Annotated in this window: 17 protein-coding genes; 6 read left to right on the top strand and 11 right to left on the bottom strand. The window is 67.3% G+C overall.

Going from position 1 to position 21,684, the window contains the following annotated elements; genetic code table 11:
- Positions 1-2 precede the first annotated feature (2 nt).
- A complete protein-coding gene (locus tag LIN44_RS01180) occupies positions 3-1,961 on the bottom strand; it encodes a long-chain fatty acid--CoA ligase (protein WP_227313201.1) in 1,959 nt (652 codons plus the stop codon).
- A gap of 280 nt (positions 1,962-2,241) precedes the next feature.
- Between LIN44_RS01180 and LIN44_RS01175 the strand changes: the two genes are divergently transcribed.
- From LIN44_RS01175 to LIN44_RS01165, 3 genes are all read left to right on the top strand, one after another.
- Positions 2,242-2,910, top strand: a complete 669-nt coding sequence (locus LIN44_RS01175; RefSeq protein ID WP_171514353.1) for a Crp/Fnr family transcriptional regulator — start codon at positions 2,242-2,244, stop codon at positions 2,908-2,910.
- Position 2,911: 1 nt separating this feature from the next.
- The gene (locus LIN44_RS01170) at positions 2,912-3,334 is read left to right on the top strand and encodes a DUF3293 domain-containing protein (RefSeq protein WP_227313200.1); all 423 of its coding nucleotides are present in this window, start codon (positions 2,912-2,914) and stop codon (positions 3,332-3,334) included.
- A gap of 222 nt (positions 3,335-3,556) precedes the next feature.
- Complete coding sequence (locus LIN44_RS01165; protein ID WP_227312327.1) at positions 3,557-4,579, top strand: IS110 family transposase; 1,023 nt, start codon at positions 3,557-3,559, stop codon at positions 4,577-4,579.
- A gap of 394 nt (positions 4,580-4,973) precedes the next feature.
- Here the strand turns inward: LIN44_RS01165 and LIN44_RS01160 are convergent, their stop codons facing one another.
- The 5 genes from LIN44_RS01160 to LIN44_RS01140 all read right to left on the bottom strand — a co-directional run bounded on the left by LIN44_RS01160 (position 4,974) and on the right by LIN44_RS01140 (position 11,231).
- Entirely contained in the window at positions 4,974-5,315 is a 342-nt protein-coding gene (locus LIN44_RS01160; RefSeq protein WP_227313199.1) for a hypothetical protein, read from the bottom strand.
- Between the two features lie 517 nt (positions 5,316-5,832).
- Positions 5,833-6,687 carry a 3-hydroxybutyryl-CoA dehydrogenase gene (locus LIN44_RS01155; RefSeq protein ID WP_227313198.1) on the bottom strand — a complete coding sequence of 285 codons (855 nt, stop codon included), beginning with the start codon at positions 6,685-6,687 and terminating at the stop codon, positions 5,833-5,835.
- Positions 6,688-6,732: 45 nt separating this feature from the next.
- A complete protein-coding gene (locus LIN44_RS01150; protein ID WP_227313197.1) occupies positions 6,733-7,170 on the bottom strand; it encodes an HIT family protein in 438 nt (145 codons plus the stop codon).
- Between the two features lie 140 nt (positions 7,171-7,310).
- A complete protein-coding gene (gene icmF / locus LIN44_RS01145) occupies positions 7,311-10,610 on the bottom strand; it encodes a fused isobutyryl-CoA mutase/GTPase IcmF (protein ID WP_227313196.1) in 3,300 nt (1,099 codons plus the stop codon).
- A gap of 282 nt (positions 10,611-10,892) precedes the next feature.
- A complete protein-coding gene (locus tag LIN44_RS01140; protein ID WP_227313195.1) occupies positions 10,893-11,231 on the bottom strand; it encodes a DUF2917 domain-containing protein in 339 nt (112 codons plus the stop codon).
- Positions 11,232-11,433: 202 nt separating this feature from the next.
- On the opposite strand from LIN44_RS01140, the gene LIN44_RS01135 reads away from it, so the two are divergent.
- The gene (locus LIN44_RS01135) at positions 11,434-12,843 is read left to right on the top strand and encodes a PLP-dependent aminotransferase family protein (RefSeq protein ID WP_116294121.1); all 1,410 of its coding nucleotides are present in this window, start codon (positions 11,434-11,436) and stop codon (positions 12,841-12,843) included.
- A gap of 14 nt (positions 12,844-12,857) precedes the next feature.
- On the opposite strand, the gene LIN44_RS01130 is transcribed toward LIN44_RS01135, so the two are convergent.
- The 4 genes from LIN44_RS01130 to LIN44_RS01115 all read right to left on the bottom strand — a co-directional run bounded on the left by LIN44_RS01130 (position 12,858) and on the right by LIN44_RS01115 (position 17,767).
- A complete protein-coding gene (locus LIN44_RS01130; RefSeq protein WP_227313194.1) occupies positions 12,858-14,255 on the bottom strand; it encodes an amino acid permease in 1,398 nt (465 codons plus the stop codon).
- Between the two features lie 173 nt (positions 14,256-14,428).
- The gene (locus tag LIN44_RS01125; protein WP_227313193.1) at positions 14,429-14,779 is read right to left on the bottom strand and encodes a VOC family protein; all 351 of its coding nucleotides are present in this window, start codon (positions 14,777-14,779) and stop codon (positions 14,429-14,431) included.
- 17 nt (positions 14,780-14,796) lie between these two features.
- A complete protein-coding gene (locus tag LIN44_RS01120) occupies positions 14,797-16,314 on the bottom strand; it encodes a CoA-acylating methylmalonate-semialdehyde dehydrogenase (RefSeq protein WP_370641595.1) in 1,518 nt (505 codons plus the stop codon).
- 121 nt (positions 16,315-16,435) lie between these two features.
- On the bottom strand, positions 16,436-17,767 hold the full coding sequence (locus tag LIN44_RS01115) for an aspartate aminotransferase family protein (protein ID WP_227313192.1): 1,332 nt from the start codon (positions 17,765-17,767) through the stop codon (positions 16,436-16,438).
- A gap of 324 nt (positions 17,768-18,091) precedes the next feature.
- On the opposite strand from LIN44_RS01115, the gene LIN44_RS01110 reads away from it, so the two are divergent.
- The gene (locus tag LIN44_RS01110; RefSeq protein WP_227313191.1) at positions 18,092-19,552 is read left to right on the top strand and encodes a PLP-dependent aminotransferase family protein; all 1,461 of its coding nucleotides are present in this window, start codon (positions 18,092-18,094) and stop codon (positions 19,550-19,552) included.
- 430 nt (positions 19,553-19,982) lie between these two features.
- Complete coding sequence (gene dmeF, locus LIN44_RS01105) at positions 19,983-20,969, top strand: CDF family Co(II)/Ni(II) efflux transporter DmeF (protein WP_227313190.1); 987 nt, start codon at positions 19,983-19,985, stop codon at positions 20,967-20,969.
- A 36-nt stretch (positions 20,970-21,005) separates the two neighbouring features.
- Here dmeF and LIN44_RS01100 read toward each other — a convergent pair whose 3' ends face one another.
- Positions 21,006-21,449: a GNAT family N-acetyltransferase gene (locus LIN44_RS01100; protein ID WP_227313189.1), complete on the bottom strand. Its 444-nt coding sequence runs from the start codon at positions 21,447-21,449 to the stop codon at positions 21,006-21,008.
- Positions 21,450-21,684: the final 235 nt, after the last annotated feature.

Raw genomic sequence — 21,684 nt, 5'->3', positions numbered from 1 at the left:
TCTTATGCCGCGCGCGCCGCTACCGGCAGCCGCCTGGCATCGACCAGCTTCAGCGTGGCCGACACGCTGCCCTCGCGCCCGTCTTCAAACTTGACGCGCGTCTCGATGAACTGCTCCGACTTGCCCGCATAGAGCGCGTCGACCAGCACCCCGTACTTCTCCGCGATAAAGCCGCGCCGCACCTTGCGCGTGCGGGTCAGCTCATCGTCGTCCGGGTCCAGCTCCTTGTGCAGCACCAGGAAGCGCGCAATCTGCGACCCCGCCAGCATCGGGTCGTTGGCAAGGTCCGCATTCACCTGGTTCACGCACTCGCCGATCATCTCCAGCACGTCCGGCTGCGCGGCCAGGTCGACGTAGCCCGCGTATGGCAGGTGGCGGCGCTCGGCCCAGTTGCCCACCGCCTCGAAGTCGATGTTGATAAAGGCGCAGACCCGGTCGCGGCCGTTGCCGAACGCCACCGCCTCCTTGATGTACGGGAAGAACTTGAGCTTGTTCTCGATGTACTTGGGCGCGAACATCGAGCCATCGGCGAGCTTGCCGACGTCCTTGGCGCGGTCGATGATCTTCAGGTGGCCGTCGGCGTCGATCACGCCGGCGTCGCCGGTCATGAAGTAGCCCTCGTCGTTGATGGCCTCGCGGGTGGCGTCGTCGCGCTTGTAGTAGGACTTGAGCAGGCCCACGCCGCGCACCAGCACCTCGCCGTTGTCGGCGATGCGGATTTCCATGCCCGGCGCGGCCGGCCCCACCGAATCGAACTTGACCTTGCCGTCGGGCTGCAGGCACACATAGGCACAGGTCTCGGTCTGGCCGTAGAACTGCTTCAGGTTCACGCCGATCGAGCGGTAGAAGCGGAACAGGTCCGGGCCGATCGCCTCGCCCGCGGTATAGGCCACGCGGATGCGGCTCATGCCCAGCACGTTGCGCAGCGGGCCGTAGACCAGCGCTTCGCCCAGCGCATAGCGTGCGCGCTCGGCGAGCGATACCGGCTGGCCGTCGAGGATGGCGGTGCCGCAGCGGCGCGCCACGTCCATGGCCCAGTGGAACAGCTTGCGCTTGATCCAGCCGGCATCCTCCATGCGGATCATCACCTGCGTCAGCAGGCCTTCATAAATCCGCGGTGGCGCGAAGTAATAGGTCGGGCCGATCTCGCGCAGGTCGGTCATCACCGTTTCGCGCGACTCGGGGCAGTTCACGGTGAAGCCCGCCACCATCGCCTGTGCATACGAGAACAGGTTGTCGCCGACCCACGCCATCGGCAGGTACGACAGCACATCGTCGTCGGCGCTGAGCTTGTCGAAGGCGCAGCCGTTGCGCGCCGAGCCGATCAGGCCATGGTGCGAATGGCATACGCCCTTGGGCTTGCCGGTGGTGCCCGAGGTATAGAGGATGATCGCGGTGTCGTCGGGCTGACCGGCGGCGATGGCCTCGTCATAGAAGCCCGGGTGGGCCTGGTCGAATTCGCGCCCCAGCTCTTGCAGGCGCTCGTACGACATCAGCGACGGATGGTCGTAGTCGAGCAGGCCGCGCGGATCTTCGAAGATGACGTGGCGCACGGCGCGGCCGGACTCGGCCAGCTGCGCTTCGACCTCGAGCAGCTTGTCGACCTGCTCCTGGTCCTCGACGATGGCGAACTCGATCTCCGCATCGTTGAGCACGTACACCATCTCGTTGGCGATGGCGTCCTGGTACAGCGGCACCGGCACGCCGCCCAACGCCTGTGCCGCGGTCATGGCCCAGTACAGGCGCGGACGGTTGTCGCCCACCACTGCCAGGTTCATGCCGCGCTTGAAACCGAGCGCGGCCAGGCCACATGCCAGCGCCCTCACCTGCTGTGCCGCCTGGGCCCAGCTGTATGTCTGCCAGATGCCGAGATCCTTTTCGCGGTAGGCCGGATGGTCCGGCCGCTGCTGGGCGTGCGCCAGCAGCCATCGCGGAAAGGTCGTCGCCGACGATTCCTGCATCGCTGTCTCCTGTCCCTCCGGCGTGGGGGTCCACGCCCGGTGTCAAGCGCCGGTCCGGTCGTTATACTTGGCTTGCTTTGCCCGGCGGCATCTGCCGCATTGCATCAAGCCCGTCTGTGCCTTGTCTTCAGGGGCCGGGAGAAGCGTCTTCTGCCTTCCCGGCGTGCCCTTGGTGGCACCCGCGGTTCCGTTGTGATCGTACGATAGCCCATGCCAACACCCCCGGTTGTCACGCCGGTGACAATTCCGGGTTAATCCCTACCGGAGCTTTCGCGAGGCCATGCTGAACGATTTTGTCGACCGCTGCGTGTGGGCAGCAGACCTGAGTCCGGCACAGCGCGAGCGCGTGCGCCGCGCCATGTTCGTGCACGAGTACAGCCAGGGCGACTACGTCTGCCACAAGGGCGACAAGGCCGAGCACTGGATGGGCGTGCTCGAAGGGATCGTCAAGATCACCACGGTATCGCCGTCGGGCAAGTCGGTGACCTTCACCGGCGTGCCCACCGGCGGCTGGTTCGGCGAAGGCGCGGTGCTGAAGTCGGAGATCCGCAAGTACGACGTGATGGCGCTGCGCCGCTCGACCATCGCCTTCCTGCCGCGCGACACTTTTCAGTGGTTGCTGGATACCAGCCTGCCGTTCACGCGCTTCCTGCTGACGCAGTTCAACGAGCGCCTGGGGCAGTTCATTGCGGCGGTGGAATATGAACGGCTGCTCGACATCGATTCGCGCGTGGCGCGAGCGGTGTCGTCACTGTTCAACGAGCACCTGTATCCCGGCATCGGCAAGACGCTGGAGATTTCGCAAGAAGAAATCGGCCTGCTCGCCGGCATCTCTCGGCAGCGCGCCAACCAGGCGCTCAAGGTGCTGGAACAGCAGGGTCTGGTGCGGGTGGACTATGGCGTGATCGAGGTGCTCGACCTCGAGGGACTGCGCCAGTACGGGGAGTAGCGTGGCCAGCGCCATCGACGCCGAGACCCTGCGCGCGTATCGCGAAACGCACTACCGGGTGCTGGGCGACACGCCGATGACCTTGCGCATCGACCAGCCCAGCGCCGCACTGGCGGCGCTGCACCGCGCGCTGGGGGTGGACTGCAGCGCCTTCCTCACCGCGGCCAACCCGTTCAGCCAGCGCTGCGACGACGCCGCCAACGCGCGCCGGCAACAGGCCCTGGCGCAGGATCTGAGCGCGCTGGGCTGGCGCGCGATCGAGGCCGCCGGCGCGCATCCCGATAATGGCTGGCCGGCCGAACCGAGCTTCCTGGTGCCCGGGCTGCCGCTGGCCGAGGCGCGGGCCCTGGGCCAGGCCTACCAGCAGAACGCCGTGGTCTGGAGCGGCGCCGACGCGGTGCCGCGGTTGGTGCTGTTGCGCTGAGCATTGCAACCGGTTGCCCACCGCAATTGGCAACAGCACCACGGTCTTCCACTAACCGTTGCGTGCTCCCTCTCCCGCTTGCGGGAGAGATGGAATGAACACCGCCCATCTACCGCCAAGCCAGGCCGCGGCCTAGAAAACAAAGGGGCTCTCGCTTGACCGACGGCATCGATGTGCCAGAGTGAAAGTTCGATCCAACACTCAAGGTCGAGGAGAGCCCAAATGAATGCTATGACATATGGGCTGGACATTGCAAAGACAGTGTTCCAGATGTACTGGATAGACCCCATTACGGGGAAGCCCCAGAACCGGCGATTCAGCCGCACCGCGCTCATCGAATTCCTGTCCAATTGCCAGCCTGGGCAGATCGCACTGGAGGCCTGTGGCGGTGCCCACTGGTGGGCGCGCAAGATCCAGAGCCTTGGCCACGAAGTGGTGTTGCTCAACCCGGGTTACGTACGCGCCTTCGTGCGTACGAACAAGAACGACGCGGCGGACGCCCGAGCCATCTGGACTGCAGCCCGGCAACCCGACATGCCGGTCGTGTCGGTCAAGACCGAAGCGCAGCAGGCTGTGCTCTCGTTGCATCGTATACGGGACGGGCTGGTCAAGACGCGCACCCGGCAGAGCAACCAGATGCGCGGGCTGCTGGGCGAATATGGCCTGCACTTCCGCACGGGGCGGCTGGCCTTCCGGGCCGAGCTGCGCCAGCGCTGGGCTGAGGTCGCTCAGGTCGTACCGCCCTTGTTGATGCGCGCGCTGGAGCGGCAGGTCTGTGCGCTGCGCGAACTCGACGAACAGATCCAACTGGTTGAGCGTGACCTCCAGGAATGGCTGAGGTCTGATCCGGCCGCGCAGATCGTGGAGAAGATTCCCGGCGTCGGCCCCATTACCGCCACCGCCTTGGTCGCGACCATGGGCTGTGCCCAGGCCTTCCGCTCAGGCAGAGCCTTCGCTGCAAGCCTGGGACTGGTTCCCGCGCAGACCGGCACGGGCGGCAACGTACGGCTCGGTCACATCAGCAAGCGCGGCGACGCTTACGTGCGACGACAGTTGGTCAACGCCGGACGCACGATGCTCACGCGCACCAAACATCCGCCGGCCTGGGCACTGTCCATGCTGCAGCGGCGCCCCAAGAACGTGGTGGTCGTGGCGCTGGCCAACAAGATCGCCCGGACAGCCTGGGCATTAATGGCCCATGGGCGCCAATACGATCCCGGACATGTGAGCTTGCGCCCGGCCTGAGCCGGGGGGCATCACCTTCCCTTAACCAGCGCTTGATTAACCTTCACGGCTGCACAGGCAAGAAACAGCAATGACGAAACAGGTAGGACCGTGGGAACCCAAACCTGCCCCAACCCAAGCGGCTTACAAGCCCGTGGCGAGAGATTGAGGACGGTTCTCAGCAGCTTCCATTGTGGCCCGCGAGAACAAGTACTCGCTCCAGGCCGGATATAAGGCAGCAGCCCCATCCTGCGACGTCAAGCTGGTTCCAAAACCTTGCAACCGGGGCGGTGTTCATATAAGGGCTGGGTGAGGGCCAGCCTTCTCCATGAAGTCAGACCGGCGGTATGCCGCCGCCTGCCCTCACCCCCGGCCCCTCTCCCGCGAGCGGGAGAGGGGAGAAAACCGCCAGCACTCAATGGCCGTGCCCGTGGTGCCCGTGGCGCCCATGGTGACGGTAGTGATGATGCCGGTGGTGGTGACGGTGATGATGATGGTGCCGGTAATGGTGATGCCGGCCGCGCCATTCGTGCCGCCCATACCAGCGCCGGCCGTCCCAATAGCGGTCGCCATGCCAGCCGTGATAGCGCGGCGCGTACACCACGGGCGGCGGCGGCGCCACATAGACCGGCGCCGGCGCGGCATAGACCGGTGCGCCGATATGCACCCCCACATCCACATGCGCCATCGCCGAACGCGCCGCCAGCAGGGACATGACGCCGGCGAGCAGCGCTGCAAAGAGAACCGGATGAGCCATGATGCGGTGTTGTCGTAAACGGAATGGGTGCACTCTACCGCGCATTCCTGTTACCAGATGCGGCGGAGTGTTTCGGCATATAACGCGGTGTAAGCGGGATTACGGCGAGCCGGGGAAGGAGGCGATGGTCACCGTTTCTTGACCACGGTAGGGTCAAGCTGCTGCTCTAGCCGTTCCAGCGCCGCGACATCCTCAGCGTCCGCGGCCAGGCGCTCGCCCGCAGCCGGATCCGAGTCCCTCCATCCTCGGTGGTGTACAGAATCAGTTCGCCAGTAGTCATAGACTGAGGTCTTCTACAAATTCCTTGTTCGCACGATCCCGAAAAGTTTCAATCAGGCCCCTGCGCAATGCCAGTGCAATAGACTAACCGAATCAACCGACAGGATTGTTATGGAATGTGGCGTTCCGATACGCCATCGGCGCCAGCAACGTAAAAGGCCGGCGCTGACTCAAAGTCCAGCCGCCGGCCTCGCTCAGGCAAGACCCGCCCGCTAGCGGGGCGGGTCCAGGTCCCGACTTACTTGCTGTACACGTACACCCCACGCCCCGTCTTGCGCCCCAGGTAGCCCGCCGCCACCATCTCGCGCATCAGCATCGCCGGACGGTACTTCGGATCGGCGAATTCGGCGTACAGCACCTCCATCACCGCCAGCATGGTGTCCAGGCCGATCATGTCGGCCAGCGCCAGCGGCCCGATCGGGTGGTTGCAGCCCAGCTTCATGCCTTCGTCGATTTCTTCCGGCGAGGCCAGGCCTTCGCCCAGCACGCAGAAGGCTTCATTGATCATCGGGCACAGGATGCGGTTGACGACGAAGCCCGGGCTGTTCTTGACCGTGATCGGATACTTGCCCAGGTCCCTCGCCAGCGCTTCGACGGCGGCGTGGGTGGCGTCGCTGGTCTGCAGGCCGCGGATCAGTTCGACCAGCGCCATCACCGGCACCGGGTTGAAGAAGTGCATGCCGATAAAGCGGTCGGCGCGCGAGGTCACGGCGGCCAGCTTGGTGATCGAGATCGACGAGGTGTTCGACGCGATGATCACGTTGTCGCCGACGATGCCGTCGATCTGCTTGAGGATCCTGACCTTGAGGTCGTAGTTCTCGGTGGCGGCCTCGATCACGATGTCGGCGGCCTTGAGGTCGTCATACGCGGTGCTGCCCTGGATGCGCGCCAGCGCGTCGGCCTTCTGCGCCTCGGTCAGCTTTTCCTTCTTGATCAGCCGGTCCAGGCTGCCCGACACCGTGGCCACGCCCTTCTGCACCGCGGCGTCGCTGATATCGACCATCACCACCTTCAGGCCCACTACTGCGCAGGCCTGGGCAATGCCGTTGCCCATGGTGCCGGCACCCACGATGCCTACCGTCTTGATTGCCATCTTGTCTTCCTCTGCTTGCTTGGTTGAATGCCTGGATGCGGGGCCTCAGACGCCCTGCTCGCGCAGCGCGGCGATGATGCGTTCGGCATGGCCCTTGAGCACTTCCGGCTCCTGCATGTCGCGCGCGTGGCCGCGCAGCGCCTGGTCGTTGTAGCGCGGCACGATATGGAAATGGATGTGCGGCACGGTCTGGCCCGCCGCCGCGCCGTTGAACTGGCCGATCGAGATGCCGTCGGGGCTGAAGGCCGCGCGCACCGCGCGCGCCACGCGCTGCGTGGCGACAATGGCGGCCTGGGCGCCGCGCTCCGACAGGTCGAACAGATTGACCGCGGCTTCCTTGGGCACCACCAGCGTATGGCCGTCGGCCTGCGGCATGATGTCCATGAAGGCGATGGTGTCGTCGTCCTCGTACACCTTGATGCACGGCATTTCGCCGCGCAGGATCTTGGCAAAGATGTTGTTCGGGCTGTACTGGGTGTCCATGGTTTCGGGCTTGCGTTGTCTGGAATACGATAGCCGCGGCGCGGCCGCCGGCGCAGCCTTCGAGTGTAACGCAGGGCGGCTCGTCACTGCGGCCGCCCTGCGCGGTAATCGGGCACGCTTTCTGCGCGGTGCCGGCGGGTCTACATATTGCGGCGATACTGCCCGCCGACCTCGAACAGCGCATGCGTGATCTGCCCCAGCGAGCAGACCCGCACCGCGTCCATCAGCACCGCGAACACGTTCTGGTTGTCGATCACGGCCTGGCGCAGCCGCTGCAGCATCGCCGGGGCTTCATCGGCATGCGCCTGCTGGAACGCCTGCAGGCGGTCGAGCTGGCTCTGCTTCTCGGCCTCGCTGGAGCGCGCCAGTTCCAGCTTCTGCGGGACCGGGTCGCCGTCCGGATTGCGGAAGGTGTTCACGCCGATCAGCGGCAGCGTGCCATCGTGCTTGAGCTGCTCGTAGTAGAGCGATTCCTCCTGGATCTTGCCGCGCTGGTAGCCGGTCTCCATCGCGCCCAGCACGCCGCCGCGCTCGGCGATGCGCTCGAACTCCTGCAGCACCGCTTCTTCCACCAGGTCGGTCAGCTCCTCGATCAGGAAGCTGCCCTGGTTGGGGTTCTCGCACCTGGCAACGCCCCACTCGCGGTTGATGATCAGCTGGATCGCCAGCGCGCGGCGCACGGATTCGCCGGTGGGCGTGGTGATGGCCTCGTCGTAGGCATTGGTGTGCAGCGAGTTGCAGTTGTCGTAGATCGCGATCAGCGCCTGCAGCGTGGTGCGGATATCGTTGAAGTCGATCTCCTGCGCATGCAGCGAGCGGCCCGAGGTCTGGATGTGGTACTTCAGCTTCTGGCTGCGCTCGTTGGCGCCGTATTTGTCGCGCATGGTCACGGCCCAGATGCGGCGCGCGACGCGACCCAGCACGCTGTACTCCGGATCCATGCCGTTGGAGAAGAAGAACGACAGGTTGGGCGCGAAGTCGTCGATGTGCATGCCGCGCGCCAGGTAGGCCTCGACATAGGTGAAGCCGTTGGACAGCGTGAAGGCGAGCTGCGAGATCGGGTTCGCGCCGGCCTCGGCGATGTGGTAGCCGGAGATCGACACCGAGTAGAAGTTGCGCACCTGGTGGTGGACGAAGTACTCCTGGATATCGCCCATCACCTTGAGCGAGAACTCGGTGGAGAAGATGCAGGTGTTCTGGCCCTGGTCTTCCTTCAGGATATCGGCCTGCACCGTGCCGCGCACGTTCTGCAGCACCCAGGCGCGGATCTTGGCCTCTTCGTCGGCGGTGGGGTCGCGGCCGTTGTCGGCGCGGAACTTGTCGAGCTGCTGGTCGATGGCGGTGTTCATGAACATCGCCAGGATGGTCGGCGCCGGGCCGTTGATGGTCATCGACACCGACGTGCTCGGGCTGGTCAGGTCGAAGCCGTCGTACAGCACCTTCAGGTCGTCGAGCGTGGCGATCGACACGCCCGAGTTGCCCACCTTGCCGTAGATGTCGGGGCGCACGTGCGGGTCTTCGCCGTACAGCGTGACCGAATCGAATGCGGTCGACAGGCGCTTGGCGTCCATGCCCTCGGATACCAGCTTGAAGCGCCGGTTGGTGCGGAAGGCATCGCCCTCGCCGGCGAACATGCGCGTCGGGTCTTCGTTTTCGCGCTTGAAGGCGAACACGCCGGCGGTGTACGGGAAGCTGCCGGGCACGTTCTCGCGCATCAGCCACTTCAGCACCTCGCCGTCGTCCTCGAAGCGCGGCAGCACCACCTTGCGCACCTTGGTGCCCGACAGCGTGGTGGTGACCAGCCCGGTGCGGATCTCCTTGTCGCGGATCTTCACCACGTATTCGTCGCCGCTGTAGGCCTCGCGCATCTGCGGCCACATCGCAAGCAATTTGCGTTCGACCTGGCCGAGCGCGCTGTCGCGTTCCGCTGCGAGTGCATCGAGCGCGGCGCCGACATCGCCCTGGCCCTGCACCGCCTGCAGCATGCGGCTCGATTCGCGCAGCTGCTGGCGCTCGCGCGCAATGCGGCTCTGCTCGGCCACGCGGCGGTGGTAGGCGCGCACGGTGTCGGCCAGCTCGGCCAGGTAGCGGCTGCGCGCCGGCGGCACGATCACGTTCTGGCCGGTGGAGATGCGGCCCGTGAGCACCGGCAGCGTACCCGCCTTCACCTTCAGGCCATGTCCGGCCAGCGCCTCGCGCAGGCCCTGGTACAGCATGGTGACGCCGTCGTCATTGAAGCGCGAGGCCTGGGTGCCGTACACCGGCATGTCCTCGGGCCTGCCGTGCCATTGCTCGCGGTTGCGCTGCACCTGCTTGGCCACGTCGCGCCAGGCATCCTGCGCGCCCTTGCGGTCGAACTTGTTGATGGCGACGAAGTCGGCGAAGTCGAGCATGTCGATCTTCTCGAGCTGGCTCGCCGCGCCGAACTCGGGCGTCATTACGTACAACGACAGGTCCACGTGCGGCACGATCGCGGCGTCGCCCTGGCCGATGCCGGAAGTCTCGACGATCACCAGGTCGAAGCCCGCCACCTTGCACGCGGCGATCGCGTCCGGCAGCGCCTGCGAGATCTCGGAGCCGGCCTCGCGCGTCGCCATCGAGCGCATGAAGATGTTGGGGTGGTTGATCGCGTTCATGCGGATGCGGTCGCCCAGCAGCGCGCCGCCCGACTTGCGCCGCGACGGGTCGATCGAGATCACGGCGATCGACAGCGCATCCTGCTGGTCCAGCCGGAAGCGGCGGATCAGCTCGTCGGTCAGCGACGACTTGCCGGCGCCGCCGGTGCCGGTGATGCCGAGCACGGGAATCGATGCCTGCTGCGCCTGCGCATGCATCGCCGCCACCAGCGCCGCATCGGCCTTGCCGTTTTCGAGCGCGGTGATCAGTTGCGCCAGCGCGCGGCGGTCGCCGGCGGCGACGGGGTCGAGCGAGGTGGGCGCGTAGCGCGACAGGTCGATGTCGCAGCGCTGCACCATGTCGGCAATCATGCCGGCCAGGCCCATGCGCTGGCCGTCCTCGGGGCTGTAGATCCGGGCCACGCCATAGGCCTGCAGCTCGCGGATCTCGTCGGGCACGATCACGCCGCCGCCGCCGCCGAAGACCTGCACGTGTTCGCCGCCCCGTTCGCGCAGCAGGTCGACCATGTACTTGAAGTACTCGACATGGCCGCCCTGGTAGCTGGAGATGGCAATGCCCTGCGCGTCTTCCTGCAGCGCCGCGGTGACGATCTCCTCGACCGACCGGTTGTGGCCAAGGTGGACCACCTCGCAGCCGTGCGACTGCAGGATGCGGCGCATGATGTTGATCGAGGCATCGTGGCCGTCGAACAGCGACGCCGCCGTGACGAAGCGCACCTTGTTGGCCGGGCCGGTGCCCGGCACCGCCGGCTTGGGCTGGGGCGCACCGCGGCGCACATCATGGACATCGGAAAGGTCGGTCATTGTCTCCACCGTCTCTGGTGTTTCGCTGCCACCGCGGCGTGCGCCGTCATGCTGTCTGGTGCCGTTCTGTGCCGCATTGTGCCGTTCTGTGCCGGCTTGGCGGCAAGCGCGCGGGCTGTTGCCCCGGGATCCGGGGCCGATCGATTATATGACGTTGACGTTAACGTAAAGCAATGGGGCGGAACCCCGAGCGCCGCCTCGCTCCGTCCTTATAGAGTAGGCGCCACCGCCAAGCAAAAGGCCACCCGCAGGTGGCCTGTTCCGGCAGGAAGCGGGCGCTGCTCAGGCCCAGATCCGCGGGCACTCGCCGAATGCATCGGTGCTGTGCTCGTCCACCCGATGGCGCAGCGCGCGCAGCCAGGCCAGCAGGCGCCGCAGCGACCACGGCGCCGGCACCTGTGCCAGCGTGAAGCGCGACCCGGCGCCGTCGCCCGATAGCCACACGCGGTAGCCCTCCGGCAGCGCCAGTTCGTCGCCCGGCGCCAGCCAGATATCGTTGGGATTGCCTTCCACCGTCACCCACAGCTTGCCCGCCACCGCGCAGACCGTCTGCCCGTAACCGGCGCGCCAGCTTACCGGCAGTCCGGGTTGGTCCAGTTCGAAAGTCCGTAGTTCGCGCATGTTGCACTCCTTGTCAGCCCGGCGGTCATCTCGGGTGCCGGGCTCTGCTGGACGCGGATGCCGGCGCCTTCCTCCGCCACGCTTCCATTATTCGCATCCCTCACTACAATCCCATGTACAGTTGTGAACAGTTTTCGATGAACTGTTCAGTAGTTTTTCCTGACAGTTGCGCCCTCGCCAGCCCTCCCCGGCAGCTCCGCTCATGAAACTCATCTTAGATGCTTCCACCGGAATTCCGCTGACCGAGCAGATCGTCGAGGGCGTGAAGGCGTGGATCGGCAACCGCGAGGCACGCCCCGGTGCGCGGCTGCCGTCGATCCGGCAGCTGGCCGCGGAGAACGGCATCAGCCGCTTCCCGGTGATCGAGGCCTATGACCGGCTGGTGTCGCAGGGGCTGCTCGATTCGCGCCAGGGCTCGGGCTTCTATGTGGCGGACAGTCCGCTGGCGGGGCGCTCGGCGCGCGGCTGGTCGGACCCCAGCCTGGCCGAGGACCTGTCCGACCATATCCTCGAGCAGTTCAACCATCCCAGCGGCACGCTGAAGCTCGCGGGCGGCTTCGTCCCCGAGAACTGGCGCGACGTGGAAGGCCTGACGCAGGCGATCCGCGCGATCTCGCGCAACGAGATCGACAGCGTGATCCACTACGCCACCCCGATGGGCCATCCGGAACTGCGCCGCCAGGTGTTGCTGCGCGTGCGCCAGCTCGGCATCGCCGCGGAACTGCCGCAGGTGCTGATCACCACCGGCGCCAGCCAGGCGCTGGACCTGGTGGTGCGGCACCTGCTCAAGCCGGGCGACACGGTGTTCGTCGAAGACCCCGGCTACTACAACCTGTTCGGCCTGCTGCGGCTGCACGGCGTGCAGCTGGTGGGCGTGCCGCACACGCCCGACGGCCCCGACCCCGACGCCACCGAAGCGCTGCTGCGCCAGCACAAGCCCAAGCTGTTCTTCACCAACAGCGTGCTGCAGAACCCGACCGGCTCGACGCTGGCGCCGCCGGTGGCGTTCCGGCTGCTGGAGCTGGCGCGCCGGCATGGCTTCCGCTTCGTCGAGGACGATATCTTCTCGGACTTCCAGACCCACTTCACCGACCGGCTGGCGACGCTGGACCAGCTCGAGCACGTGATCTACATCGGCGGCTTTTCCAAGACGGTGTCGGCGTCGCTGCGGATCGGCTACCTGGTGGCCGACAAGGCGCTGGTCAAGGACCTGGTCGATGTGAAGGTGCTGACCAGCGTGGCCGGCTCGCACTTTGCCGAGGCGGTGACCGCGGCGCTGCTGGAGCGCGGCGGCTACCGCAAATACGTGGAACGGCTGCGGCTGCGCGTGCGCGAAGCCGTCGCCAACGCGGTGCGCCAGTTGCACGGCAACGGCTGGGAGGTGTTCTGCCAGCCCTCTGGCGGCAACTTCCTGTGGGCACGCCCGCCCGGCATCGAGGATTCGCGCGAACTGGTGACGCTGGGCGAGGAATTCGGCGTGACGCTGGCGCCCGGCAACTACTTCCGCCCGGGCGGCGAGACCTCGGCGTGGATCCGCATCAACGCCGCCTATGCCAACGAGCCGCGCGCGGTGGCGTTCATGAAGGCGGCAGCGGAGCGCGGCGCGCGCTGACGCTGCGCCACCGGTCAGCCGCCGTGGTTATGCAGCACGGCATTGCGCCGCGCATAGGCAAAGTAGATCACCAGCCCCAGCGCCAGCCACACCAGGAAGGCGGCCCAGGTCAGCGCCTGCAGGTGTGCCATCAGAAACAGGCAGAAGCCGATCGACAGCAGCGGCACCACCGGCACGCCCGGGCAGCGGAACGCGCGCGGCAGCTCGGGCCGGGTCTTGCGCAGCACCAGCACCGCGACCGAGATCAGCGTAAAGGCGGCCAGCGTGCCGATATTGATCAGCTCCGCCAGCACCTTCAGCGGCACAAAGGCGGCAATCGCGGCAAACACCACACCGACGGTCCAGGTGGCGAAATACGGCGTGGCATGGACCGGATGCACCGACGACAGCCGCTCGGGCAGCAACCCGTCGCGCGACATGGCGAAGATCACGCGGGTCTGGCCGTAGGTCATCACCAGGATCACCGTGGTCATGCCCAGGATCGCGCCCAGGTCGACAAAGCCCGCCACCCAGTTCTGCCCGGCAAACTGCAGCGCCAGCGAGACCGGGTGGTCGACGCCGGCGAACTTCGCGAACGGCACGATGCCGGTCATGATCGCCGCCACCACCACATACAGCACCGTGCACACCGCGAGCGAGCCGATGATGCCGATCGGCAGGTCGCGGCGCGGGTTGCGCACTTCTTCCGCGGCCGAGGTCACGGCATCGAAGCCGATGAAGGCGAAGAACACCAGCGCCGCCGCATTGAAGATGCCGGCAAAGCCGAACGGTGCGAACGGCTGCCAGTTGGCCGGCTGCACGTGCCACACGCCCACCGCGATAAACAGCAGCACCACGCCGATCTTCACTGCCACCATCAGGTTGTTGACGCGCGCGGACTCGCGCACGCCGTAGGACACCACCCAGGTGATGGCCAGCATGATCAGGCACGCCGGCAGGTTCAGCACGGTGTGCACGCCCGGCACCGAGCCCGGCGCCGCGCTCAGCGCCGCCGGCAGCTTCATGCCGAAGCCCGCCATCAGCGACTGGAAATAGCCCGACCAGCCCACCGACACCGCCGACGTCGCCAGCCCGTATTCGAGCAGCAGGTCCCAGCCGATCATCCATGCGACGATCTCGCCCAGCGTGGCATAGCTGTAGGTATAGATCGAGCCCGATACCGGGATCGCCGAGGCGAACTCCGCGTAGCACAGCGCGGCAAACCCGCACGCCAGCGCCGCGATCACGAACGACACCGTCAGCGCCGGCCCGGCGGTCAGCGCGCCGGTGCCGGTCAGCACGAAGATGCCGGTGCCGATGATGGCGCCGATGCCCATCAGCACCAGGTCGACCGGACCCAGCACTTTTTTCAGGCCGTCATCGCGCGCGACGGCCAGCATCGCGTCGATGTCCTTGGTGCGGAACAAGCTCATTCAGACTCCCTGCAACAATGGCCGGGCCGCGGCGGCAACGCGCGGGCCCGGAAAAAAGGGCGCTAGTGTACGCCGCTGGCCGGGCGCATACATCACTTGCGCGCGGCCAGCACGTTGCAGGAATGATAGGAAAGCCGGCCCAGGCCGGCACTGATGGCAGACAAGGCCCGCCCTCAGGCGTGCGCGAGGATATTGACCAGCTGTCCGAACGGATCGCGCACAAAGAAGCGCCGCACACCCCACGGCTCGTCGGCCGGGCCGTATTCCACCGCAAAGCCGGCGGCCACCATGCGGCGGTGGGCTTCGTCGACATCGTCGACTTCGATCGACAGCGCCGGCACCGGCGTGCCGTTGCCGCCTTCCACGGCAAAGCTGACCTGGGTCCGCGCCGCGGCATCGCTGCCGTAGGTGCGGATCCAGCCGTGGTCCATCAGCAGCTCCAGGCCCAGCACGTCCTGGTAGAACACGCGGGCCTGGCCGGGGTCGGCGGTGCCGATGTTGGCAACGATGCGGTTGACCTTCATGCCCCGGGCCCCGGCGCTTACTTCGCCACCGGCATGGTGAACTCGGCGCCCTTGGCGATCGAGTCCGGCCAGCGCTGCATCACGCTCTTGTAGCGCGTGTAGAAGCGCACGCCCTCTTCGCCATAGGCATGGTGGTCACCGAACAGCGAGCGCTTCCAGCCGCCGAACGAATGCCACGCCATCGGCACCGGGATCGGCACGTTGATGCCGACCATGCCCACCTGGATCTGCCGCGCGAACGCGCGCGCGATGCCGCCGTCGCTGGTGTAGCAAGACACGCCGTTGCCATACTCGTGCGCGTTGATCAGCGCCACCGCCTCGGCAAAGTCATGCACGCGCACCACCGACAGCACCGGGCCGAAGATCTCTTCCTTGTAGATCGTCATGTCGGGCTTCACGTGGTCGAACAGCGTGCCGCCGACGTAGAAGCCATTCTCGTGGCCGTCGACCTGGTGGCCGCGGCCATCGGTCACCAGCGTCGCGCCCTCTTCCACGCCTTTGGCGATGTAGCCTTCGACCTTGGCCTTGTGCGCGCCGGTCACCAGCGGGCCCATCTCGGCATCGGCGTCCATGCCGTTGCGGATCTTCAGCGCGCGGGCGCGTTCGGCCAGCCGCGGCACCAGCTGGTCGGCCACCTCGCCGACCGCCACCGCCACCGAGATCGCCATGCAGCGCTCGCCGGCCGAACCATAGGCGGCGCCGATCAGTGCATCGACGGCCTGGTCGAGATCCGCGTCGGGCATCACCACCAGGTGGTTCTTGGCGCCGCCCAATGCCTGCACGCGCTTGCCGTGTTTCGTCCCTTCGGTATAGATGTATTCGGCGATCGGAGTCGAGCCGACGAACGACAGCGCCTGCACGTCCGGGTGCGCCAGCAGCGCGTCGACCGCTTCCTTGTCGCCCTGCACCACGTTGAACACACCGTCGGGCAGGCCGGCCTGGCGCAGCAGATCGGCGATCAGCAGGCTCGGCGACGGATCGCGCTCGGACGGCTTGAGCACGAAGGTATTGCCGCACGCCAGCGCCACCGGGAACATCCACATCGGCACCATCACCGGGAAGTTGAAGGGGGTGATGCCGGCCACCACGCCCAGCGGCTGGCGCAGGTTCCAGTTGTCGATGCCGCCGCCGATGTTGTCGGTGAAATCGGTCTTGAGCAGGTTGGGGATGCCGCAGGCAAACTCCACCACCTCGATGCCGCGCGTGACCTCGCCCTTGGCATCGGAGAACACCTTGCCGTGCTCGCGCGTGATCAGCGCGGCGAGGTCGTCGTGGTGCTGGTCCAGCAACTCCTTGAACTTGAACAGGATGCGCGCGCGGCGCAGCGGCGGCGTATCCGCCCACGCCGGGAAGGCGGCCTTGGCGGCGGCGACGGCATCGGCCACGTCCTGCGCGGTGCCCAGCGCCACGCGCGCGGACACTGCGCCGGTGGCGGGGTTGAACACATCCGCCTGGCGCTGGCCGCCGGCGCGGCGCACGGTGCCGCCGATGAAATGGTGGATTTCGGCCAGTTGCCGGTTTTCTGCGATGCTCACTTGGGGTTTCCTTCGATGGCCGCGGCGCGCAACACAGCGCGCCCCGGCGTGCAATCAGGGAGGCCGGGCCCGCGGGCCCGGCGGCAATGGGAGGCGGCGCGGGCCGCTTGCTTGATGTCCCTTACTTGATGTCCTGCAGCGCCTGCTTCACCGTATCGAACAGCTGGCCGATCTGCGCTTCCGAAATGATCAGCGGCGGCGAGAACGCCAGGATGTCGCCGGTGTAGCGCACCAGCACGCCCAGCTCCAGGCACTTGAGGAAGGCCTCGTAGGCGCGCGCACCCGGCTGGCCGGGACGCGATTCCAGCTCGATGCCCGCCACCAGCCCGTAGTTGCGGATGTCTTTCACGTGCGGCGCGCCGCGTACACCATGCGCCGCGGCCTCGAATACCGGCGCCAGTTCGGCGGCGCGGCCGAACAGGTTTTCGCGCTGGTACAGGTCCAGCGTGGCGATCGTCGCCGCCGCCGCAAGCGGGTGGCCCGAGTAGGTATAGCCGTGCAGCAGCTCGATGGTTCCCGGCGCGGCCGAATTGACCACGGCGTCATGCACCTCGCGGCGCACGGCGACGGCGCCCATCGGCACCGCGGCGTTGTTGATCGCCTTGGCCATGGTGATCAGGTCCGGCGTCACCTTGAAGCGTTCGGCCGCGGTGGCCGCGCCGAGGCGGCCGAAGGCGGTGATCACTTCATCGAAGATCAGCAGGATGCCGTGGCGGCTGGTGATCTCGCGCAGCTTTTCGAGGTAGCCGACCGGCGGCACCAGCACGCCGGCGGAGCCCGCCAGCGGCTCGACGATCACCGCGGCGACGTTGGCCGGGTCATGCAGCGCGAGGATGCGCTCCAGTTCGTCGGCAAGATGCGCGCCCCATTGCGGCTGGCCCCTGGAAAAGGCGGCCTCGGCGAGGTTGAAGGTGGCCGGCAGGTGGTCGGTGCCGGGCATCAGGTTGGCCGAGAAGGCCTTGCGGTTCGGCCCGATGCCGCCCACCGCCATGCCGCCGAAGCCGACGCCGTGGTAGCCGCGCTCGCGGCCGATAAAGCGCGTGCGCTGGCCTTCGCCGCGCGCGCGGTGATACGCCAGCGCGATCTTCAGCGCGGTGTCGACCGACTCCGAGCCTGAGTTGGTGAAGAAGATGCGGTCCAGCCCCTGCGGCATGATCGCCGCCACCTTGGTGGCGGCCTCGAACGACAGCGGATGGCCCATCTGGAACGGCGGCGCATAGTCCAGCGTGGCCGCCTGGCGCGCCACCGCTTCGGCGATTTCCTTGCGGCAGTGGCCGGCCGCCACGCACCACAGGCCGGCGCAACCGTCCAGGATCTGGCGGCCGTCGTGGGTGGTGTAGTACATGCCGCTGGCCGACGCCAGCAGGCGCGGCGCCGCCTTGTACTGGCGGTTGGCGGTGAAGGGCATCCACAGCGCATCGAGATCGGGAATCACGGTCTTGGCGGCGTCCATACGTTCTCCTTGGGGGAAATCGGGTCGGTTGGCGGCGCCGCCCTGAGCACGGCGGCGACGATGAGGGCCACTCTACCGGCGCCGACTGGCCGACAAAATATACAGTCCGGACAAGCGCGCCTTACCGTACAGTTTGAGCACGCCAAACCGTACAGGCAAGCGGCGAGCCGATGCCAGTCCCGGACGCTTCCTTCGCCAGCCGCCCCTCCAGCCACATGGCATGCGACGCTGCACTGCGGCAATGTTCGGGTGATGGAACGCCATCGGCCGCGCGCATGCCGGCAGCCGCTAAACTGTACAGGTTCACGCCCGCCCGAGTGCCCGATGCTGACCCTGAACCTGACCCGCAGCCGCCGCGACGGCGACACCCTGACCGAGCAGATCGTCGCCGGCATCGCCGCGCTGGTGGAGCAGCGCGCGCTGCGGGCCGGCGCGGCGCTGCCGTCGGTGCGGCGCTTTGCGCAACACCACCACGTCAGCACCTTCACCGTGGCCGAGGCCTACGGGCGGCTCACCGCGCTCGGCTACCTGGCCGCGCGGCCGGGCTCGGGCTACACCGTGGCGCACCGCCACGCGCCCCCCGGGCATGCGCGCGCGCCGCAATGGGAGGCGCCGGGACTGAACGCGGCCTGGCTGCTGTCGGACGTCTTTGCCGACCATTCGGTACCGATCAAGGCCGGCGCGGGCTGGCTGCCGGGTGACTGGCTCAACGAGGAAGGCCTGCACCAGGCCATGCGCGCCTCGGCCCGCGTGCCGGCGGCGCAGCTGTCGGGCTACGGCCATCCCTATGGCTTTGCGCCGCTGCGCGAGCACATCGCCGCGGGCCTGGGCCAGTACGGCATCCCGCTGCAGGCGCAGCAGGTGGTGCTGACCCAGGGCGCGACGCAGGCGCTGGACCTGGTGGTGCGCACGCTGCTGCGCGCCGGCGATACCGTGCTGGTGGAATCGCCCTGCTACTGCAACCTGCTGCAGATCCTGCGCCTGGCCGGGCTGCGCGTGGTGGGCGTGCCGCGCACGGCGGCGGGGCTGGACACCGACGCGCTGGAGGATGCGCTGCGCACCCACGCGCCGCGCGCGCTGTTCGTCAACACCGTGCTGCAGAACCCGACCGGCGCCAGCCTGACCAGCATGAACGCCTTCCGCGTGCTGCAGCTGGCGGAGCAGCACCGGCTGCTGGTGGTCGAGGACGATATCTACCGCGAACTGGCGCCGGCCGGCTCGCCGATGCTGGCGGCCATGGACGGGCTGTCGCAGGTGGTCTATGTCAACGGCTTTTCCAAGACCATCACGCCGTCGCTGCGGGTCGGCTACCTGGCGGCCAGCCCGGACCTGGCCAAGGCCTTCGCGCGCACCAAGATGGCGGTCGGCCTGACCTCATCGGAGGTGACGGAGCGGCTGGTGTATTCGGTGCTGACCAGCGGCCACTACGGTCGCCATGTGGCGGCATTGTCCGAGCGGCTGCGCGCGCAGCAGGACCGCGTCACGGAAAAGATGGAAGCCCATGGGCTGGAGGTGCTGCTGCGCCCGGAAGGCGGGATGTTCGCGTGGGCGCGCCTGAACGAGGCGGTGCAGGCGCGCTGGCTGGCCAGGCGCCGCGGCGGCCCGCTGCTGGGCAACGGCCTCGCCACGCTGGCGCTGGAGCATGGCATCTGGCTGGCGCCCGGATCGTATTTCGAGCCGGACGAAACCGACTCGCCGTGGATCCGCTTCAACGTGGCCACCGGCGATGCGCCGCAGTTGTGGCAGTTCTTTGACAGCCTGGCGCAGGCGCGGCAGGCGGCTTGAGGTGGAAGGTGGCGGACCGGCGACGGCGCGGAAAAGACCAGGCCGCGACCGGTCCGCTGCCAGGCCGGCGCTCAGCTCCAGAGACGCTCGACCAGCCAGCCGGCGGTGGCGCAAACGCCGACCCAGGCGGCAAGACATGTGGCAATAAAGCGATAGCTCATCTCGGTACGGTCAACAAAGATATGACGGGGACGTGAATTTTTTCGCCGAATCATACATCCATTCATGAATGTATGTAAGCGAAAGAAAAGATTCCTTACCACTATCACGGGCATCTTGTTGTGCATAAGGCACACCTGCGCCATGGCACCCGCCCCTGATGCCATCGGGGGATGCCGCGGCATGCGCACGGGTCTCTGCTACCCTTGGGCCTGCCCGGCCCCGTGCCAGACGACTCACCCAGAACTCAAGCGCAACGCACGTTTTCCCCATGCATAGCCAAGACCTGTCCGCCTGGACCCACACCCACGCCTTCGACGCGGGCAACCGCGCCGCCGAACGCGGCACGCGCCTGGTCATGGTGATCACCGCCATCACCATGGTGGCGGAGATTGCCGCCGGGCTCTGGTTCAACTCGATGGCGCTGCTGGCCGATGGCTGGCACATGAGTTCGCACGCGCTCGCCATCGGCCTGTCCGCCTTCGCCTACGCCGCCGCGCGGCGCTACGCCGGCGACTGGCGCTTTGCCTTCGGCACCTGGAAGATCGAAGTGCTGGCGGGCTTTGCCAGCGCGGTATTCCTGCTGGGCATTGCCGCGTTGATGGCGGCGGGATCGGTCGAGCGGCTGTTCGCGCCGCAGGCCATCCACTATCGCGAGGCGATGGGCGTGACCGCGCTGGGGCTGCTGGTCAACCTCGGCTGCGCGCTGATCCTCGGCGGCCATGCGCATGGCCACGACCATGGACACGACCATGGCCATCACCACGGTCACCATCACGGTCACCATCACGGCCATGATCATCACCACCACCATGACCTCAACCTGCGCGCCGCCTATGTGCACGTGCTGGCCGATGCCGCGACCTCAGTGCTGGCGATCGTCGCGCTCGCGGGCGGCTGGTGGCTGGGCTGGAACTGGCTGGACCCGGTGATGGGACTGGTGGGCGCGGTGCTGGTCGGCCGCTGGGCCATCGGCCTGCTGCGCCAGACCGGTACGGTGCTGCTGGACCGCGAGATGGACCACCCGGTGGTCGACGAAGTGCGCGAGGTGCTGGCCGGCCTGGATCACGGCGATGAAGGCACCCGCGTGTCAGACCTGCATGTGTGGCGCGTGGGCCGGCAGCACTTTGCCTGCATCGTCTGCCTGGTCACGCATGATGCCGCGCTGACGCCGCAGCGCGTGCGCGAGGCGCTGTCGGTGCACGAGGAACTGGTGCACGTGACGGTGGAGATCAGCCGCTGCGACGGTGTTCACTGAGGCGAGCATAGAAGCTCGCCATCGGCTTGCAGGGGATCAGCTCAGCTCGCACCACATGCACAGCGGCGGCGTGTCCGCGGCGCGGTGGAATTCGCTCGATGCCATGACCTCGGGCGGCAGCTTCGCGGCCGGCACCAGCGTAAAGCCATAGCGCGCGAAGTAGCTGGGGCAGCTCGAGGCCAGCAGCACCGCGCGCCGCGCGCCGTTGGCGCGGGCGCGCATCAGCGCGGCACGCACCACATGGGTGGCCACGCCCTGGTCGCGGTGTTCGGGCAGCACGGCCACGGAACGGATCACCACGGTGTCGCCGCAGCGCTCGCCGGCGGCGCAGCCGATGATCTGCGCGCCAAGGATGGCAACGTGGAAATGTTCGAGCAGGCGCGGCACGCCGTCCACCGGCAGCCCGCACCGTTCCAGCACCTCTGCCACGGCCGCTGCGTCCGTCGCCACGGCCACGCGGATGCGCAGGTCTTTCATCATCTGGAGCCTCTCTTTGTCACACTGCCTCGCTAGGGGAAACGCCATGGAAGCCCGGACATGGCGGTGCCGCCAACTGGCGGCACGGGTTGCATGCAGGCCAGCGGCCTGTCGGGCAACATTACCCGATTCGCTGTCGTTGATCTATTGGGGATAAGCGGGTGTCCGAAACCCATGCGGCATACGGTCAGGGCACGCGCGGCACGGCCGGGCGCAGTCATGGCGCAGGCCGATGACA

This window comes from Cupriavidus sp. MP-37 (assembly GCF_020618415.1).
Classification (GTDB): domain Bacteria; phylum Pseudomonadota; class Gammaproteobacteria; order Burkholderiales; family Burkholderiaceae; genus Cupriavidus.
The sequence above is the reverse complement of the archived record's forward strand: the minus strand, read 5'-3'. Positions and strand labels throughout refer to the sequence as shown.

Excerpts from the sequence above, each read along its gene's own strand:
- LIN44_RS01160 (WP_227313199.1), bottom strand. The coding sequence starts at position 5,315 with ATGGCTCATCCGGTTCTCTTTGCAGCGCTGCTCGCCGGCGTCATGTCC.
- LIN44_RS01165 (WP_227312327.1), top strand. The coding sequence starts at position 3,557 with ATGAATGCTATGACATATGGGCTGGACATTGCAAAGACAGTGTTCCAG.
- LIN44_RS01125 (WP_227313193.1), bottom strand. The coding sequence starts at position 14,779 with ATGAAGGTCAACCGCATCGTTGCCAACATCGGCACCGCCGACCCCGGC.
- LIN44_RS01180 (WP_227313201.1), bottom strand. The coding sequence starts at position 1,961 with ATGCAGGAATCGTCGGCGACGACCTTTCCGCGATGGCTGCTGGCGCAC.
- LIN44_RS01110 (WP_227313191.1), top strand. The coding sequence starts at position 18,092 with ATGCTGACCCTGAACCTGACCCGCAGCCGCCGCGACGGCGACACCCTG.
- LIN44_RS01175 (WP_171514353.1), top strand. The coding sequence starts at position 2,242 with ATGCTGAACGATTTTGTCGACCGCTGCGTGTGGGCAGCAGACCTGAGT.
- LIN44_RS01135 (WP_116294121.1), top strand. The coding sequence starts at position 11,434 with ATGAAACTCATCTTAGATGCTTCCACCGGAATTCCGCTGACCGAGCAG.
- LIN44_RS01155 (WP_227313198.1), bottom strand. The coding sequence starts at position 6,687 with ATGGCAATCAAGACGGTAGGCATCGTGGGTGCCGGCACCATGGGCAAC.
- LIN44_RS01140 (WP_227313195.1), bottom strand. The coding sequence starts at position 11,231 with ATGCGCGAACTACGGACTTTCGAACTGGACCAACCCGGACTGCCGGTA.
- LIN44_RS01130 (WP_227313194.1), bottom strand. The coding sequence starts at position 14,255 with ATGAGCTTGTTCCGCACCAAGGACATCGACGCGATGCTGGCCGTCGCG.
- LIN44_RS01115 (WP_227313192.1), bottom strand. The coding sequence starts at position 17,767 with ATGGACGCCGCCAAGACCGTGATTCCCGATCTCGATGCGCTGTGGATG.
- icmF (WP_227313196.1), bottom strand. The coding sequence starts at position 10,610 with ATGACCGACCTTTCCGATGTCCATGATGTGCGCCGCGGTGCGCCCCAG.
- LIN44_RS01100 (WP_227313189.1), bottom strand. The coding sequence starts at position 21,449 with ATGATGAAAGACCTGCGCATCCGCGTGGCCGTGGCGACGGACGCAGCG.
- dmeF (WP_227313190.1), top strand. The coding sequence starts at position 19,983 with ATGCATAGCCAAGACCTGTCCGCCTGGACCCACACCCACGCCTTCGAC.
- LIN44_RS01150 (WP_227313197.1), bottom strand. The coding sequence starts at position 7,170 with ATGGACACCCAGTACAGCCCGAACAACATCTTTGCCAAGATCCTGCGC.